13 protein-coding genes are annotated in these 11,297 nt (G+C 51.0%); all 13 read left to right on the plus strand.

Going from position 1 to position 11,297, the window contains the following annotated elements:
- The first annotated feature begins 41 nt into the window (after positions 1-41).
- The 13 genes from upp (at position 42) to murA (ending at position 11,201) form a co-directional block, all read left to right on the plus strand.
- The gene (gene upp, locus ACFO4L_RS07910) at positions 42-671 is read left to right on the plus strand and encodes a uracil phosphoribosyltransferase (protein WP_168005910.1); all 630 of its coding nucleotides are present in this window, start codon (positions 42-44) and stop codon (positions 669-671) included.
- Between the two features lie 678 nt (positions 672-1,349).
- Positions 1,350-1,601 carry an AtpZ/AtpI family protein gene (locus tag ACFO4L_RS07915; protein ID WP_377909148.1) on the plus strand — a complete coding sequence of 84 codons (252 nt, stop codon included), beginning with the start codon at positions 1,350-1,352 and terminating at the stop codon, positions 1,599-1,601.
- Positions 1,585-1,956, plus strand: coding sequence for an ATP synthase subunit I (locus tag ACFO4L_RS07920; protein WP_168005915.1), 372 nt, complete (start codon positions 1,585-1,587; stop codon positions 1,954-1,956). The genes ACFO4L_RS07915 and ACFO4L_RS07920 overlap by 17 nt, the downstream gene beginning before the upstream one ends.
- 57 nt (positions 1,957-2,013) lie before the next feature.
- Positions 2,014-2,739, plus strand: coding sequence for a F0F1 ATP synthase subunit A (gene atpB / locus ACFO4L_RS07925; RefSeq protein WP_377909149.1), 726 nt, complete (start codon positions 2,014-2,016; stop codon positions 2,737-2,739).
- Positions 2,740-2,815: 76 nt separating this feature from the next.
- The gene (gene atpE, locus ACFO4L_RS07930; RefSeq protein ID WP_205774536.1) at positions 2,816-3,046 is read left to right on the plus strand and encodes a F0F1 ATP synthase subunit C; all 231 of its coding nucleotides are present in this window, start codon (positions 2,816-2,818) and stop codon (positions 3,044-3,046) included.
- Between the two features lie 126 nt (positions 3,047-3,172).
- On the plus strand, positions 3,173-3,670 hold the full coding sequence (gene atpF, locus ACFO4L_RS07935) for a F0F1 ATP synthase subunit B (protein ID WP_168005917.1): 498 nt from the start codon (positions 3,173-3,175) through the stop codon (positions 3,668-3,670).
- Entirely contained in the window at positions 3,667-4,218 is a 552-nt protein-coding gene (locus ACFO4L_RS07940; RefSeq protein ID WP_377909150.1) for a F0F1 ATP synthase subunit delta, read from the plus strand. Before atpF ends, ACFO4L_RS07940 begins: the two co-directional genes overlap by 4 nt.
- A 13-nt stretch (positions 4,219-4,231) precedes the next feature.
- Complete coding sequence (atpA, locus tag ACFO4L_RS07945) at positions 4,232-5,740, plus strand: F0F1 ATP synthase subunit alpha (RefSeq protein WP_377909151.1); 1,509 nt, start codon at positions 4,232-4,234, stop codon at positions 5,738-5,740.
- Between the two features lie 62 nt (positions 5,741-5,802).
- On the plus strand, positions 5,803-6,687 hold the full coding sequence (atpG, locus tag ACFO4L_RS07950) for an ATP synthase F1 subunit gamma (protein WP_377909152.1): 885 nt from the start codon (positions 5,803-5,805) through the stop codon (positions 6,685-6,687).
- Between the two features lie 27 nt (positions 6,688-6,714).
- Positions 6,715-8,127 carry a F0F1 ATP synthase subunit beta gene (atpD, locus tag ACFO4L_RS07955; RefSeq protein ID WP_377909153.1) on the plus strand — a complete coding sequence of 471 codons (1,413 nt, stop codon included), beginning with the start codon at positions 6,715-6,717 and terminating at the stop codon, positions 8,125-8,127.
- A 118-nt stretch (positions 8,128-8,245) separates the two neighbouring features.
- The gene (locus ACFO4L_RS07960) at positions 8,246-8,638 is read left to right on the plus strand and encodes a F0F1 ATP synthase subunit epsilon (RefSeq protein ID WP_168006024.1); all 393 of its coding nucleotides are present in this window, start codon (positions 8,246-8,248) and stop codon (positions 8,636-8,638) included.
- 744 nt (positions 8,639-9,382) lie between these two features.
- A complete protein-coding gene (locus ACFO4L_RS07965) occupies positions 9,383-9,619 on the plus strand; it encodes a DUF1146 domain-containing protein (RefSeq protein ID WP_377909154.1) in 237 nt (78 codons plus the stop codon).
- Between the two features lie 247 nt (positions 9,620-9,866).
- The gene (gene murA, locus ACFO4L_RS07970) at positions 9,867-11,201 is read left to right on the plus strand and encodes a UDP-N-acetylglucosamine 1-carboxyvinyltransferase (protein ID WP_377909155.1); all 1,335 of its coding nucleotides are present in this window, start codon (positions 9,867-9,869) and stop codon (positions 11,199-11,201) included.
- Positions 11,202-11,297: the final 96 nt, after the last annotated feature.

The raw sequence follows: 11,297 nt of genomic DNA on the forward strand, positions 1-11,297 counted from the left end.
TAGAATACGCAAAGGAAACGAAGCTGAGGAGCGTGAAAATGATGGCAAAAGTATACGTGTTTGACCACCCGTTGATTCAACATAAACTTTCTTACATACGCAATGAGAAGACCGGCACGAAGGAATTTCGCGAGCTGACAAATGAAATTGCCGGTCTCATGGCGTTCGAAATCACCCGCGAGCTGCCGCTTCAGGAAGTACAGGTACAGACGCCGGTGGCAGAAGCAACGTGCCACACGATCGCCGGCAAAAAGCTCGGCATCGTCCCGATTCTGCGCGCCGGTCTCGGCATGGTAGACGGCATGCTGGAGCTCATTCCAGCTGCAAAGGTCGGCCACGTCGGTCTCTACCGTGACCCGGAAACGCTCAAGCCGGTCGAATATTACGTGAAGCTTCCAAAGGACACGAGCGAGCGTGACTTTATCGTCGTTGACCCGATGCTTGCCACAGGCGGATCGGCGATCGAAGCGATCAACGTCATGAAAAAGCGCGGCGCTCAAAACATTAAGCTTATGTGCCTCGTCGCTGCACCGGAAGGCGTCGAAGCGATGAAGGAAGCCCACCCTGATGTGGATATCTTCCTCGCAGCACTTGATGAAAAGCTGAATGAAAAAGGCTATATTGTTCCAGGTCTCGGCGATGCCGGCGACCGTTTGTTTGGAACAAAGTAAAAGTCGCAAGGCAGAAGCTCTGTACGAGGGCTTCTGCTTTTTTTATAGTGAAAAACGATTAATGAAAGTGTTCAACTTTTCGGAGTAAATCATCAACATTGCCTGCAAAAGCTTCAACTTTTCCTCTGAAAGCTTTATCATTGGCAAGCAACTGTTCACGAGCATCAACGTAAGACTGTTATAACGAAAAAAGCATCATTTACACCCGGCAAATGATTAACTTCAGCATGCAAACATTCAACTTTTTCTGCACCGCCCAAATAAGCGCCTGCTGCCGACACCGCAAACCGTGTTCTTCTTCAAAATAGCAATTTTCTTACCCTCTTTATACAATCGTAAACCACATTCTGGCTTATCTGCCGAATGGATTTTCCTGTAAGCCGGCAGAATTCCTGCTGTCACAGGCAGAGAGCCTGATTCTTCACAAAAAATTCACATTTAATTTTCTCCCACATATAAAAGACATTTTTCACAATCTTATGTATAATAGGAGGCGTGCGAAAAAGGTTTGGGACGGAATCCGAGGGGTTCTGACGAGGCAGTCGGACATTGCACAAGCCCTTGATACGTCGGCATTGTTGACGTTTTCACTGTGTTGACAGACAGGGGGGCGTGTTGTACGATGACTAAGGGTATCGGGTGAACAATCCATTTTTTGTGAGCGGGGAGTCATGCGGTATGCCGAACGAGCCAAAGCGATCACCTTATCGATCCGTTTTGAAAGCCTTTGCGCTTATGTCGACGATATCCTCCTATATAATAGGAGCGGTATTGGTAGGTGTCTTTGGTGGCAGATGGCTCGATCAATGGCTAGGAACCGGCAGCGTTTTTCTGATCACTCTGCTTCTGGCAGGACTGATCACAGCGATGTACGGCATTTACACCACAGTGATGAGATTTACGGAGGACAACGATGACAATGATGTATAACCTTGCCAGACGCTACACAATTTACACGGCGGTTATCATCGTCCTGTTGCTCATGACTGCTGCGGTGACGTCGTTTTCGACGTTTTTCCTTGGAATGGCATTCGGTACGGCGGTTAGCCTGCTGAATCTCATCAGTACATATTTCCAGACGAAGCGGGTGCTCGACTCGCACGCTTCGGGCAGGTACAGGTTTTCTATCGGAACGCTCGGCAGGATGGTTGGTGTCATCATCGCATTAGTTATTGCGCAAGCTTTTCCCCAGTATTTCGATATGATTGGTGTAATTGCAGGCCTCGCAGTTACGTATGTCATTCTTCTGATTGATCCCATTTTCCAAAAAAAACATTTCCAGTAGTGCGGCTTTTGCAAAGCGGAACCGTCTGAAATGCATCAAAGAGAGGTGAATTTACGATTGGATAATCAATTCTTAACGGTCGATCTGTTTGGTATTCCGTGGATGACGGTCAACGTGCCGAACATTCTGCTGATAACCGCAGCGATGACCATCGTCTTTTTCGTCGTATTCTTTATGACACGGCGCATTGAGATGTATCCGACCGGCGCGCAGAATGCCATTGAGTATCTCGTGCAGTTTATCAAAAACATCATCAGCAGTACGATGGACTGGGAACGCGGCAAAAATTTCTTTATGCTGGGCATCACGCTCATCCTCTACGTGTTCGTTGCGAACATGATGGGTGTTCCGTTTGAGCTTGCGACTGCCGGAGAGCACTACGTCTGGTGGAATTCCCCGACATCAAATCCGGTTCTGACCCTTTCGCTTGCCCTGTTCGTGATCCTGCTGACGCATTATTACGGCATTAAGCTGAAAGGTCCGAAAGAATACGGAAAGGATTATCTCCGTCCGGTCGGCTTCTTATTACCATTTAAGCTGATTGAGGAGTTTTCCAACACGGTCACGCTTGGTATGCGACTTTTCGCAAACATTTATGCGAAAGAAGTTATTATCGTCATGCTCGTCGGCCTTGGTACGTCAAGTTTGTTCTGGGTGTTCGGTGCGTTTCTGCCGCTCGTTATTTTCCAGGCATTCAGTGTCTTCATTGGTTCCCTTCAGGCCTTCATCTTTGTCATGCTGACGATGGTGTACATGGCCCACAAAGTAAACGAGGAACACTAATTTTCGTGAATAATGACCCTGCAAGGGCGTATTCTTCATACATCTATCACACATAATTCTAAGGAGGATTTTCAGAATGATTGAAATTGGTCTTATTGGTATTGGTATTGGTCTAGCAGCTGGACTTGCAGCTATCGCAGGTGGTATCGGGGTTGCTATTGTTGTTGCAAACACGCTTCAGGGTGTTACTCGTCAGCCGGAACTGCGCGGTCCGCTTCAGACTGTTATGTTCATTGGTATTCCGCTTGTTGAGGCCCTTCCGATCTTTGCGATCGTTATCTCCTTCCTGCTCCTTGGTCAAATGTAGGTTAACACATTCTAACTGGCGGAGAAGTTTTAACTCGCTTCGCCATTCCTTATGTAGATAGAGGGGTCCAGCTCGTCTGGATTCCCTTTTCCCACAAGACAGCTTAGGAAAAAGGAGGCGACCCTGTTGTTTGATATCAATGAAATTGAATGGATTAATGCGCTTTATCAAATAGCAGCATTTTTCGTTCTGCTTCTCCTGCTCAAGAAATTTGCCTTCGGTCCTGTTATGGGAATGATGGAAAAGCGGGAAAAACATGTAGCGGACCAGATCGCTACGGCAGAAAAGAACCGCGAAGAGTCTGAAAAGTACCTGCAGGAGCAGCGTGACGCCATTCAGACAGCGCGTGAAGAAGCGAAAGAAATCGTGGAAAACGCGAAAAAATCAAGTGAAAACCAGGCGGCGGACATCATGCAGAACGCGCGCCGTGAATCAGAACGAATGAAAGAAAACGCGAAACAGGAAATCAACACAGAAAAAGCACAGGCTATCTCCGCGCTTCGTGAGCAAGTTTCCACCCTGTCTGTCCTTGTCGCATCCAAGGTAATCGAGAAAGAGCTGGATGAACGGGAACAGGAGAAACTCATTCAGGAAACACTTAAAGAAGTTGGCGAAGACCTATGATGAGACATCCAATCGGTGTGCGTTATGCCACTGCGCTGTTTGAACTGGCGCAGGAGCAGGGGACGCTGGACACAACTCTGGAAGATCTTGATACCGTAGCACAGGTTACGCAGGACACGAACCTTCTTGACGAAGTGTTCCGCCATCCAAAGATGACGAACATCCGTAAAAAAGAGATCCTCGACCAGGCCTTTTCCGGCAAGGTCAGCCAGCAGGTGATTAACCTGCTGAAGGTTCTCGTGGACAACCAGCGTGAATCGCTGTTTACGGCCATTGCGGACAACTTCAAGGCGCTGACATATGAAGCGCAGGGAGTTGCTGAGGCGGTCGTACATTCAGCCAAGCCGCTCAGTGAAGTTGAAAAGAACGCCGTTGCAGACGTATTTGCCAAGCGTTCCGGAAAGCAGAAGCTGACGATCCATAATGTTACGGACAAAGATGTCATCGGCGGGCTGCGCGTACGCATCGGAGATACTGTGTATGATGGCACTGTCGCGAATCAGCTTGCACGCATTCATGAACGCATGACTGCAGGCATCAGTAGATAGGGGTGAACGATATATGAGCATCAGAGCCGATGAAATCAGTTCGCTGCTAAAGCAGCAGATTGCAGGCTATGAATCTGAAATGGAAGTAAATGATGTCGGTACCGTCATCCGTGTCGGGGACGGGATCGCCGTTGCTCACGGCCTGGAGAACGTTATGGCCGGAGAACTGCTCGAGTTTTCCAATGGTGTCATGGGAATGGCCCAGAACCTCGAGGAGAACAACGTAGGTATTATCATTCTCGGACCGTATGTTGATATTCGTGAAGGAGACGAAGTCAAGCGTACAGGACGAATCATGGAAGTACCGGTAGGGGAAGAGCTCCTCGGCCGCGTTGTCAACCCGCTCGGTCAGCCGCTTGACGGCAAAGGCCCGGTAGCAACATCCAAAACACGCCCGATTGAAAGCGCCGCTCCTGGTGTCATGGACCGTAAGTCCGTACACGAGCCGCTTCAGACAGGCGTAAAAGCAATCGATTCCCTCATTCCAATCGGCCGCGGACAGCGTGAGCTGATCATCGGGGACCGCCAGACTGGTAAAACAGCGATTGCCATGGATACGATCATCAACCAGAAAGAAGAGGACATGATCTGTATTTATGTCGCAATTGGTCAGAAGGAATCAACCGTTGCAGGCGTGGTAGAAACACTTCGCCAGCACGGCGCACTCGATTACACGATCGTCGTTACAGCAAGTGCGTCCCAGCCGGCACCGCTTCTTTACCTCGCGCCGTACGCCGGGGTTTCCATGGGTGAAGAGTTCATGTACAACGGCAAGCACGTGCTTGTTATTTACGATGACCTCACGAAGCAGGCAGCAGCCTACCGTGAGCTTTCCCTCCTGCTCCGCCGCCCGCCGGGTCGTGAAGCATTCCCAGGGGACGTTTTCTATCTTCACTCTCGTCTGCTTGAGCGTGCTGCAAAGCTCAGCGACGACAAAGGAGCAGGCTCTCTGACTGCACTGCCATTCATTGAAACACAGGCAGGCGATATCGGAGCTTATATTCCAACAAACGTGATCTCGATCACAGACGGTCAGATCTTCCTGCAGTCCAACCTCTTCTTCTCCGGGGTACGCCCGGCCGTTGACGCAGGTCTTTCCGTATCACGTGTAGGCGGTTCCGCCCAGATTAAGGCGATGAAGAAGGTAGCCGGTACGCTCCGTCTTGACCTTGCCTCTTACCGTGAGCTTGAAGCATTTGCGCAGTTCGGTTCCGACCTCGACGCCTCGACGAAATCGAAGCTCGACCGCGGTGCCCGTACAGTAGAAGTGCTCAAGCAGGGCCTCAACCAGCCGCTTCCGGTTGAAAAGCAGGTCTTCATTCTGTTCGCACTGACGCGAGGACACCTTGACGACATCGAGGTGGAAGATGTACGCCGCTTTGAAGCGGAGCTGTACACGTTCCTCGAGCACAATAAAAAAGATCTTCTGTCTCAAATCAAGGACACCGGCGCGCTCGCAGAAGACGAAGCGATGACAGGTGCGATTGACGAATTCAAGAAGACGTTCCAGTCCTCAAACTAATGTAAAGACAGCGGGGGAGGCAGTCCTCCCCGGCTTTTCCGCAGTAAAGGTGGTGAAGAACGTTGGCATCTCTGAAGGATATTAAAACGCGGATCGGCTCCACGAAAAAGACAAAGCAGATTACGAAGGCCATGGAAATGGTTTCCGCTGCCAAGCTTAATCGTGCCCAGGGGAAAGCTGAACAGTTTCAGCCGTACCAGGCCAAAATCCGTGAGGTAGTCGCAAGCATCGCCAAGGGCTCTGAAGATGTGTCCCACCCGATGCTTCAGGAGAGACAGGAAATCCGCAAAACCGGCTACATCGTCATCACGTCCGACCGCGGACTTTGCGGCGCATACAACAGCGGACTTCTCCGTGAAACGTACCAGCTGATCCAGGAGCGTCACAGCTCCGAGGAGGAGTACGGTCTCGTCGTCATCGGAAAAGTCGGCCGCGACTTCTTTAAGAAGCGCAACATGCCGATCGTCCAGGAAATCGTCGGTCTCGCTGACCAGCCGGAATATGCAGAGATTAAAAATATAGCGGAAACAACGGTGCAGATGTTTACCGATGAAGTGTTTGACGAAGTGTTCATTCACTACAACCACTTTATCAGTGCGATCAGCCAGAAGGTAACAGAAGCGAAGCTGCTTCCGCTCACAAGCCTTGTAGAGGAGGCAGAGGAGCCGAAAGAGGAATCTTCCGGACGCCTTTCCTACCTGTACGAGCCGGATGCCGAAACGATTCTCGAAAAGCTGCTGCCGCACTACGCAGAAAGCCTGATTTACGGCTCCCTGCTCGATGCAAAGGCCAGTGAGTTCGGTGCCCGTATGTCCGCGATGCGCTCTGCAACGGATAATGCAGACAACCGCATCAGCGAACTGACACTCAGCTACAACCGCGCCCGTCAGGCAGCGATCACGCAGGAAATCAACGAGATCGTCGGCGGAGCCGCAGCACAAAGCTAAGACAGCTAAGGTGGAGGAGGAAAGACCATGATGAAAGGACGCGTCACGCAGGTTACCGGTCCGGTAGTAGACGTTCAGTTTGAGCGCGGCCACCTGCCTAACATTAACAACGCCATCACGATTTCCGAGAAGGCGCAGACAGAAGGCGAAGTCAGCATTGACCTGACGCTCGAAGTTGCGCTTCACCTCGGAGACGATACAGTCCGTACGGTTGCGATGTCCTCTACAGACGGACTCGTCCGCGGCACAGAAGTACTCGACACAGGTCGCCCTATTTCCGTTCCAGTCGGGGATGTGACGCTCGGCCGCGTCTTCAACGTACTCGGTGAAAACATCGACCTCGATGAAGAAATTGCAGCAGACGCACCGCGCAACCCGATTCACCGTCAAGCTCCAGAATATGATGAGCTTCAGACGGAAACGGTTATTCTTGAAACAGGCATCAAAGTCGTAGACCTGCTTGCCCCTTACGTAAAAGGTGGTAAGATCGGTCTGTTCGGCGGTGCCGGAGTAGGAAAGACCGTTCTGATCCAGGAGCTGATTAACAACATCGCTCAGGAGCACGAAGGTATTTCCGTATTTGCCGGCGTAGGGGAGCGTACCCGTGAAGGGAACGACCTCTACTTCGAAATGAAGGATTCCGGTGTTATCAACCAGACGGCAATGGTTTTCGGCCAGATGAACGAGCCGCCGGGTGCACGTATGCGTGTAGCCCTGACTGGACTCACTATGGCAGAGCATTTCCGTGATAACGAAGGAAAAGACGTACTGCTCTTTATCGACAACATCTTCCGCTTTACTCAAGCCGGTATGGAAGTATCCGCCCTTCTCGGACGTATGCCTTCCGCGGTAGGGTATCAGCCGACACTCTCTACGGAGATGGGTCAGCTGCAGGAGCGAATCACGTCGACGAAGAAAGGTTCTGTTACATCGATCCAGGCGATCTACGTACCTGCCGATGACTACACAGACCCTGCACCAGCAACGACGTTCGCACACCTTGATGCAACGACGAACCTGGAGCGTAAGCTTTCCGAAATGGGTATTTATCCAGCGGTGGATCCGCTCGCATCAACATCCCGTGCGCTTTCTCCGGAAATCGTCGGCGATGAGCATTATGCGGTGGCACGTGAAGTACAGGAAACACTGCAGAAGTACAAGGAACTCCAGGATATCATCGCGATCCTTGGTATGGACGAGCTGTCTGAAGAAGACAAGCTGACCGTATCCCGTGCGCGCCGTATCCAGTTCTTTCTGTCGCAGAACTTCCACGTAGCCGAGCAGTTCACCGGGCAGAAAGGTTCTTACGTGCCGGTTAAAGAAACAATTAAAGGCTTCCAGGAGATCCTCGAAGGCAAATACGACGACATTCCGGAAGATGCCTTCCGTCTCGTCGGCCGTATCGAAGAGGTTGTCGAAAAAGCGAAGCAGATGTCCTAATACACGGCCTCACGTCCGGCACGAGCTGCCGGCACGAAGCCATCAGCAAATCGAAGCGCCCGCTTCTGTCTCATGACAGAAGGCGGTCTTTCGAGAAGGAGGGTGACCGGTGAGTACGATGCAAGCGAACGTCGTCACTCCAGACGGCACCGTATTTGACGGAGAAGTGAACATGATCAGCGTGAGAACGATCGAAGGAGAGCTCGGCATCCTGCCGCGCCACCTTCCGCTCGTGACTCCGCTCGATATCGGACCAGTCCGCCTCAAGCAGGATGGCAAGGTCCAGCTCATCGCACTGAGCGGCGGCTTCATGGAAGTCCGCGGCGATGAGGTCAACGTGCTTGCTGAATCCGCAGAGCTGCCGTCTGACATTGATATTACCCGGGCCCGCGCCGCGAAGGAACGCGCCGAGCGCCGACTCCAAGAGGCGAAAAAGGAAAACATTGATTTCCGCCGCGCCGAGCTGGCATTAAAGCGCGCGTTGAACCGACTCGACGTCGCCCAGGGTTAAAAAGAAAACCGGACGCCTTACCAGGTGTCCGGTTTTTTCTGTGTGCAGGGGGGAAATGATAAAGTGGCCGAAGAGAATGATAACTTCGGAGAGGGAAATGAACAGATTTTCTGTATAGCGAACGCCGGATGATAACACTAATACGTTTCCCGGCCAGAATGAAAAGTTTAAGCCCCCAAATGATAAGGTTACGGCTCCGTTTAATAAGTTCGACGCCTGAAATAAAAACGTTCCGCTAAAACAGCGGGCGCTGAAATTCGCCGGATGGATGTCCGCCCGAGCATCCCCGAACCGCTGAACCGCTGATCCAACCTCTCCATGAAAGAAAATATTCCAAACTTCCCGTAAAATATCCGATAAAGTGAAACGTCTCGAACCATAACTCGTCTAATGAGATGCAGCATCAGGATGAAACGCTTCCTTTGCCTCATAGAGCGGCTTCTTCCAGCAAATATTACAGTTTAATGACAAAAAGAGGGTTAAATTTGCTGGAAATAGTGAATGAGAGTAATAAGTGCTTTTTAGGCAAAATAGCGCTGTTTTCTGGCTTTTCTGTGCAACTATCAGCAAAATTGGCAAATGTGTCCGAAAATCGTTCCAAATACCTAGCATTTTCTTTCGATTTATGCTTAAATGCGGTTTTCGCCAGCACGTTTTTTCGTTATGATAGAGTTTGTGCCAGTCTGCGGAGCGTGCAGACTTTCACAAGAAATCGCATAGCAGAGCGTATTCGGAGGGTATGAGATGATGTTTGAATCACTGGGACAGCAGTCACTGTTCAGCATTTTAATCAGTCTGATGGTGCTTGTCATCGTCTGGTGGTGTATCCAGTCCTTTCGATTTGATGTATTTGTCAAAGATCCTGACGGGATCAAAGTGAAAACATTGATGATTCTGACGACGCTTGCACTGACCCATCTGGTAACCGGATTTATTCTGAACTACCTGAACTGGGCAACATCCCTGCGCTATATGTTTTGACCGGCCGACTAGAGACCCGTACATATCAATCGTACGGCACCATCATGAACCGGGGAACATGCCGGCTGCATCAGATACTATGATGCCGGAACAATGCATTGTTGTACAGGGGTACAGCATTGCTCTATCAACGCGCAGAAAAAAACAGCTTTAAAATGAACCAGACACTGTCTTTAAACGTTGTAATTAATAAGAAGCGGCACGACTACCAGTTGTAAAACGCAACATGGATACGGAGGGGAAAGCATTGGAAAAAATTATTGTACAAGGCGGCCAGCGTCTGAGCGGTTCCGTGCGAATTGAAGGAGCCAAAAACGCTGTACTGCCGGTTATCGCAGCATCGATTCTTGCCAGCAAGGGGACGAGCAACATTTATGACGTTCCGGCACTTGCAGATGTGTATACGATCAGTGAGGTGCTCCGCAATCTGAACGCTGATGTCGACTATAATGGAACGAATCACATTCAGGTGAACGCTGAACGGGATCTCGCAGTAGAAGCACCGTTTGAATACGTGCGGAAAATGCGCGCATCCTTTCTCGTCATGGGCCCGCTCCTTGCACGCGAAGGCCACGCCCGCATTGCACTTCCAGGCGGATGCGCAATCGGATCCCGTCCAATTGACCAGCATCTAAAAGGCTTCGAAGCAATGGGAGCGGAAGTGGAAATCGGCAACGGTTTTATCGAAGCGAAAGTGGACGGCCGACTTAAAGGCGACAAGGTCTATCTCGACTTTCCAAGCGTTGGCGCAACGGAAAACATTATGATGGCAGCCTCCATGGCTGAAGGCACGACGATCATTGAGAACGCGGCAGAAGAGCCTGAAATTGTCTGCCTCGCAACGTATTTGAACGCGATGGGCGCAAAAGTCCGCGGTGCCGGTACAGGCACGATCCGCATCGACGGCGTGGAAGAACTCCACGGTGCTGATCACACGATTATTCCGGACCGTATCGAAGCAGGAACGTACATGGCAGCTGCGGCCATCACCGGCGGCAACGTGCTGGTGGAAAACGTTCTGCCGGAGCATCTTCGTCCAGTCATTGCAAAGATGACAGAGATGGGTGTTCACATTGAAGAAGAGGGAACCGGCCTCCGCGTCATCGGACCGGAAAAGCTGAAGGCAGTCGATATCAAGACGATGCCGCATCCTGGCTTCCCGACCGATATGCAGTCGCAGATGATGGCGATGATGCTGATCGCAGAGGGCAACAGCGTGATCACAGAAACGGTGTTTGAAAACCGCTTCATGCACGTGGAGGAATTCCGCCGCATGAACGGAGATATTAAAATTGAGGGACGTACGTCAATCGTAAACGGACCAGTTGCGCTGCAGGGAGCAGAAGTAGCCTCTACGGACCTCCGCGCAGGTGCTGCACTCGTTCTCACAGGTCTGGTCGCAGAGGGCCGGACGCGCGTGACGGAGCTGAAGCATATCGACCGCGGCTACGTTGGCTTTACGGAAAAGCTTCTCGCTCTCGGTGCAGACATTGAGCGAGTAAAAGATATGGAAGAAGCACAGCACGAAGAAGCAGCGGCTACGGTTGAAGCGTCAGAGGAAACAGTCAGCTTTAAGGCGTAATTTCATTCATACCGCACTTATTCAGCAAGAGGGGCTGTCTCAAAAGCCCTTTATGAAACAAAAAAAGCGGTGCCGGATGTGTCCGGTTCCGCTTTT

This window comes from Bacillus daqingensis (assembly GCF_042654445.1).
GTDB classification, from domain to species: Bacteria; Bacillota; Bacilli; order Bacillales; family Salisediminibacteriaceae; genus Alkalicoccus; species Alkalicoccus luteus.

Coding starts and splice junctions, on each gene's coding strand:
- upp (WP_168005910.1), top strand. CDS start 42: ATGGCAAAAGTATACGTGTTTGACCACCCGTTGATTCAACATAAACTT.
- ACFO4L_RS07915 (WP_377909148.1), top strand. CDS start 1,350: ATGCCGAACGAGCCAAAGCGATCACCTTATCGATCCGTTTTGAAAGCC.
- ACFO4L_RS07920 (WP_168005915.1), top strand. CDS start 1,585: ATGACAATGATGTATAACCTTGCCAGACGCTACACAATTTACACGGCG.
- atpE (WP_205774536.1), top strand. CDS start 2,816: ATGATTGAAATTGGTCTTATTGGTATTGGTATTGGTCTAGCAGCTGGA.
- ACFO4L_RS07940 (WP_377909150.1), top strand. CDS start 3,667: ATGATGAGACATCCAATCGGTGTGCGTTATGCCACTGCGCTGTTTGAA.
- atpA (WP_377909151.1), top strand. CDS start 4,232: ATGAGCATCAGAGCCGATGAAATCAGTTCGCTGCTAAAGCAGCAGATT.
- atpD (WP_377909153.1), top strand. CDS start 6,715: ATGATGAAAGGACGCGTCACGCAGGTTACCGGTCCGGTAGTAGACGTT.
- ACFO4L_RS07960 (WP_168006024.1), top strand. CDS start 8,246: ATGCAAGCGAACGTCGTCACTCCAGACGGCACCGTATTTGACGGAGAA.
- ACFO4L_RS07965 (WP_377909154.1), top strand. CDS start 9,383: ATGATGTTTGAATCACTGGGACAGCAGTCACTGTTCAGCATTTTAATC.